General features: G+C 66.7%; 7 protein-coding genes. 4 read left to right on the forward strand and 3 right to left on the reverse strand.

The features are described 5' to 3' along the window. The coding region (locus tag BHQ40_RS23995) for a TolC family protein (protein ID WP_139139465.1) at positions 1 to 606 on the forward strand (606 nt) is incomplete at its 5' end. Between the two features lie 138 nt (positions 607 to 744). Here the strand turns inward: BHQ40_RS23995 and BHQ40_RS24000 are convergent. The 3 genes from BHQ40_RS24000 to cobU all read right to left on the reverse strand — a co-directional run bounded on the left by BHQ40_RS24000 (position 745) and on the right by cobU (position 2,514). Continuing rightward, positions 745 to 1,038: a TFIIB-type zinc ribbon-containing protein gene (locus tag BHQ40_RS24000; protein ID WP_070158227.1), complete on the reverse strand. Its 294-nt coding sequence runs from the start codon at positions 1,036 to 1,038 to the stop codon at positions 745 to 747. 5 nt (positions 1,039 to 1,043) lie between these two features. Beyond that, complete coding sequence (locus BHQ40_RS24005; protein WP_083277139.1) at positions 1,044 to 1,736, reverse strand: Bax inhibitor-1/YccA family protein; 693 nt, start codon at positions 1,734 to 1,736, stop codon at positions 1,044 to 1,046. A gap of 265 nt (positions 1,737 to 2,001) precedes the next feature. Beyond that, entirely contained in the window at positions 2,002 to 2,514 is a 513-nt protein-coding gene (gene cobU / locus BHQ40_RS24010) for a bifunctional adenosylcobinamide kinase/adenosylcobinamide-phosphate guanylyltransferase (RefSeq protein WP_139139466.1), read from the reverse strand. A 90-nt stretch (positions 2,515 to 2,604) separates the two neighbouring features. Between cobU and cobD the strand changes: the two genes are divergently transcribed. The 3 genes from cobD to BHQ40_RS24025 all read left to right on the forward strand — a co-directional run. Then, positions 2,605 to 3,621 carry a threonine-phosphate decarboxylase CobD gene (gene cobD, locus BHQ40_RS24015; protein WP_070158229.1) on the forward strand — a complete coding sequence of 339 codons (1,017 nt, stop codon included), beginning with the start codon at positions 2,605 to 2,607 and terminating at the stop codon, positions 3,619 to 3,621. After that, positions 3,614 to 4,552, forward strand: a complete 939-nt coding sequence (gene cbiB, locus BHQ40_RS24020) for an adenosylcobinamide-phosphate synthase CbiB (protein ID WP_070158230.1) — start codon at positions 3,614 to 3,616, stop codon at positions 4,550 to 4,552. The genes cobD and cbiB overlap by 8 nt, the downstream gene beginning before the upstream one ends. Next, positions 4,540 to 5,190: cobyric acid synthase (locus BHQ40_RS24025; protein ID WP_083277137.1), on the forward strand; the 651-nt coding region annotated here is incomplete at its 3' end. The genes cbiB and BHQ40_RS24025, both read left to right, overlap by 13 nt.

The following is a 5,190-nucleotide window of genomic DNA, read 5'->3' on the forward strand; positions in this document are numbered from 1 at the left end:
GATGGCAAGGCGATGCTGGCCCGCCGCCCCGACGTGCGGGAGGCGGAGCGGACGCTGGCGGCCGACACGGCGCGGGTCGGCGTGGCGACGGCTGCGCTCTATCCCTCGATCACCCTGCTGGGGTCGATCAGCGTCGGCGGCACCCAGGTATCGGACCTCACGAAAAGCGATTCGATCAGCTATTCGGTCGGGCCGCTGCTCAGTTGGAATTTCCCGTTCAGCGGCGCGGCGCGTGCGCGCGTGCGCCAGAACAAGGCCATCGCCGAAGGATCTCTGGCGAGTTTCGACAAGGCGGTGCTGACCGCGTTGCAGGAAACCGAACAGGCGCTGGCCCGGCTGAAGGGCGCCGTGGACCGGGAGGCGTCCCTGTCCCGCGCCATGACCGCCGCGAACAGCGCATCCTTCATCGCTGAAAAGCGGTTCGACGCCGGCTCCGACAGCTTCCTGCAATTGCTGGTGGCGCAAAATGACCGCGCCAATGCCCGCGCCGCGCTGGCCCAGGCGCAATCGGACCGGGCGGAGGCGCAGGTGGCGTTGTTCAAGGCGCTTGGTGGCGGCTGGGAAGGCGCGCCGGTTCCCACGGCGATCCCGTCGGCGGGGGAATAGAACGGCTTAATTCCACGCGCCGCTCTCACCGGAATCACAAACCCCGTTCGCCCTGAGCTTGTCGAAGGGCTGCCTTTCTCTTTTAATAAGTGCAGGGCTTCGACAAGCTCAGCCCGAACGGATTCTGAGTATCATCCCCTAATCAAACAGCTCCTCCAGGAAGCTCTTCTTCCGCTTCTTCCCATAATAGCCGTCCTGCCCGCCATAACCCCGGTCGGGGCGATAGCTTTGCTGGGGCGCCGCCTGCGGCATGGCCTGAGGCGCGGGCTGGGCGCAGTTGCGCTCGATGATCTTGTCGAGCTCGCCACGGTCCAGCCACACGCCCCGGCATTGCGGGCAATAATCGATCTCGACGCCCTGCCTGTCCGACATGGCCAGGCCAGTGCTGCAGACGGGGCAGAGCATCGAGGATACGGCTTGCGGGTCGCGCATGGCGATTATTCCCGCTCGCCCATCAGGTTCAGCAGAAGCTGGAACAGGTTCACGAAGTTCAGGTACAGCGACAGCGCGCCCATCACCTCCAGCTTCGCGGTCGCCTGCGTGCCCGCATAGTGGAGATAGTCGGACTTGATCCGCTGCGTGTCCCACGCGGTCAGGCCGGTGAAGATCACTACGCCCAAAATCGACACGACAAGCTGCAGCGCCGACGAGGCCAGGAACAGGTTCACCAGGCTGGCGACGATGATGCCGATCAGGCCCATCATCAGGAACGATCCCATCTTCGTCAGGTCACGGCCGGTGGTGTAACCCCACAGGGCCATCGCCAGGAACATCACCGCCGCGGCGAAGAAGGCCTGGGCGATCGACGCGCCGGTAAAGACGATGAAGATGCTGGCCAGCGATACGCCCATCACCGCCGAAAAGGCGTAGAAGGCGGTGCGCGCGCCCGCATCCGTCATCTTTTCGATGCGGAAGGTGAAGAAGAACACGAACGCCAGCGGCGCGAAGATCGCGACCCACTTCAGCGGCGTGCCGAAGATCGGCTGATACAGGGCAGGGGTGTTGCCGATCACCGCGGCGACAATGCCGGTGATGATCAGGCCGATGCCCATATTGCGGAAAACGCCGAGCATATGGCTGCGCAGGCCGGCGTCGACCGCTGCGGCGTCTGCGCGGGAATAGCCCGGCATGGGATAGGGGTTGTTCACTCTACGCTCCGTCCTTGTCAAAACTAAGGATCGAGTACGTCCGGGAGGGGAGAATTTGGGGGGTAAATCCTCGAACCTGCACCGAGCGCACTCGATGCGGTCCGACATCACGTCTGGTGCGTCCTGTCCTGCAGAACGCCGCCAGCCGCCAGAGGGGCCCGGCCCGCTCCCATAGTATCGGCAAGTCGATGGCCTATTTCAAGGGGCAAAGGGTCTCTCGATGGGACTCCGTGCCCAATTCGGCTTATTATTTAAGCCGCAGCAATAGGCCGGAAACAATCATCACGGCTTCGCTGCATGCGGCCGCCACCGCCTGATTGACCCGCCCGGCCGCGTCGCGAAATTCGCGGGACAGCGCATTGTCGGGCACGATGCCCAGTCCGACCTCATTGGTGACGAGGATCAGCGGCCCCTTCGCATGCTCTATGGCACCCACCAGCCGCGCGGTTTCCGTCACTATGTCATGCCCCCCGAACATCAGGTTCGACGTCCACAGCGTCAGGCAGTCGATCAGCAGGATGCGCGAAGGATCGGCCTGTTCCGCGATCAGGTCCGCCAGCGCCACCGGGCACTCGATCGTCGTCCATTGCGGACCGCGTTCGTCCCGATGCCGGTCGATGCGCGCCGCCATTTCCGGGTCGCTCGCCTGCGCCGTGGCGATAAAGACCAGCGACAGGCCGGATTTCTCCGCCTCGGCCAGCGCATGGCTGCTCTTGCCGGATCGCGCGCCGCCGGTGACGAACAGGGTGCGGGGTTCCATCGTGTGCTCCATCATTGGCTGGCCCATAATAAACTGGCCCATAATAAACTGGCGCTGCCTTCCGCTGCCGGTAAAGGGCTTGGCGGACAAATGCGACAGACAAAGCGACGGGCAAAAGGACAGGCGTTGGAACCATGGCGGGTGCATGGCGGACGATTGGGGGAGGCGCAGGCCGCCTTCCCGGACGCGCCGCGCCCATGGATCGACCTGTCCACCGGCATCAACCCGCATGCCTGGGATGTGACGCGGGCGGGGCCGGTCGACTGGACAAGACTGCCGGACGAGGGCGCGCTCGCGGCCCTCGAAAGCGCGGCGGCGGCGCATTTCGGCGTGGATGCGGCTTCGGTCTGCGCTGTGCCGGGCAGCGAGATGGCTCTGCGGATGCTGCACGCCCTCGCCCTGCCCGCGCCGTTCCGTCATGTCGCGCCAAGCTACGGCACGCATGCGGAGGCTCTGCCGGGGAGTATCGCCATCGCGCCGGACGCAGCGGGGGCGGGCAACGGCACGCTGCTACTGGCCAACCCCAATAATCCCGATGGCCGGCTGTTGCCCGCCGAACGCTTGAGAGCCTTGATGGCGAAGGGCGAAACGCTTGTCGTCGATGAGGCTTTCGCCGATGCCGTTCCCGGCGCGTCGCTGCTCGGCGACGCAGTGGATGACCGGCTGATCGTCCTGCGCTCCTTTGGCAAATTTTTCGGACTGGCCGGGCTGCGGCTCGGCTTCGTGATCGCCGCGCCCGCGCGCCTCGCGCCGCTCCGGCGGCGGCTGGGAAGCTGGCCGGTGTCGGCGGCGGCGATCGCCATCGGAACAGCCGCCTATCGCGATGATGCATGGATTGCCAACATGCGCGCGCAACTTTTGAAGGAGGCCACCCGTCTGGATGCCCTGCTCCGTGCACATGGGTTGGAACCGCAGGGCGCATGCCCGCTGTTCCGGCTGATCCGGTTGGAGGATGCGGGCGCGCTGTTCGACCGTCTAGCGCGGCGCGGCATATTGACCCGGCCGTTCGACTATGCGCCGGACTGGCTGCGCATCGGCCTGCCCGCCGATGACGCCGCCTATGCCCGGCTGGACGCGGCGCTTGGGACGGCGTTGGCCGATGGCTGAGCCTGTCGCCCTTTTCGCGCTGGCTGTGGATGCCGCGATCGGCTGGCCGCAGGCGCTTTACCGGCGCATCGGCCACCCCGTTGGGACCTTCGCTTTCGTCATCGCATTTTGCGAACGCCGCTGGAACGATAACCGCCTGTCCGACGGCGCGCGCAGGGCGCTCGGCGTGGTGACGGTGATAGGGCTGACCACCCTCGCATTCGGTATCGCCTTTGTCGTGCAGGAGGCCGCCCGGCACCTGTTCGGCCGCTGGTCCTGGGTGGCTGTTGGAGTCCTCGCCTTTCCCGCCATCGCGCAGCGCAGCCTGCACGATCATGTCTTGGCGGTGGCGCGACCCCTGGAGGCCGGGCGGCTGGATGCGGCGCGCGGCGCGGTCGGCATGATCGTCGGCCGCGACACCGCCGCGCTGGATGAAGCAGGCGTGGCGCGCGCCGCCATAGAAAGCCTCTCCGAAAGCTTCTGCGACGGCATCGTCGCGCCCGCCTTCTGGCTGCTCGTCCTCGGCCTGCCGGGCGTGTGGGCGTACAAGGCGATCAATACGGCGGACAGCATGATCGGCCATTATGAACCCCGCTGGCGCGCCTTCGGCTGGGCGACGGCGCGCACCGACGATGTCGCGAACCTTGTCCCCGCCCGCCTGTCCGGCCTGCTGATCTGCATCGCTGGCAGGGGCGGGTGGCGCATCATGCTCCGCGACGCCCGCAAACACGCCTCGCCCAATGCGGGCTGGCCGGAGGCGGCGATGGCGGGTGTGCTCGGCGTCCGGCTGGCCGGGCCGGTCAGCTATGACGGGGTCACGCATAACAAGCCGTGGATCGGTGAGGGCGGCGCCGATGTTTCCGCCGCCGATCTGCACCGGGCGCTGCACATCTACCGGATCGCCTGCCTGCTGCTATGGATCATTGCCGGGAGTGTCGCATGGGCGCTGTGATGGTGCAGGGCACGGGGTCGGATGTCGGCAAGTCGGTGCTGGTCGCGGGGCTTTGCCGCGTGCTTACCAATCGCGGCCTGCGCGTCCTGCCGTTCAAGCCGCAGAACATGTCGAACAACGCCGCCGTCACCGCCGATGGTGGAGAGATTGGCCGGGCGCAGGCGCTGCAGGCGATTGCCTGCCGGGCGGAGCCGATCGTCGACATGAACCCGGTCCTGCTGAAGCCGCAGGCCGATCACACCTCGCAACTGATCGTGCATGGCAAGGTGCACGGCACGCTGGGCGCGGGCAATTTCCGCATGGCGCGCGGCGCGCTGCTGGGCGAGGTGATGGAAAGCTATCATCGCCTCCGCGCCGCCTGCGATGTCGTGGTGGTGGAGGGCGCGGGGTCACCCGCCGAGATCAACCTGCGCGCCGGGGACATCGCCAATATGGGCTTCGCACGGGCGGCCGATGTGCCGGTCGTGCTGGTCGGCGACATCGACCGGGGCGGAGTGATCGCGGCGGTCGTCGGCACCCGCGCGGTGATCGACCCGGACGACGCGGCGATGATCCGGGGTTTCCTCATCAACAAGTTCCGGGGCGATCCCGCGCTGTTCACGGACGGCTATGAGGAGATTGCGCGGCGGTCCGGCTGG

It is taken from the genome of Sphingobium phenoxybenzoativorans (assembly GCF_001757355.1).
Taxonomy (GTDB): domain Bacteria; phylum Pseudomonadota; class Alphaproteobacteria; order Sphingomonadales; family Sphingomonadaceae; genus Sphingobium; species Sphingobium phenoxybenzoativorans.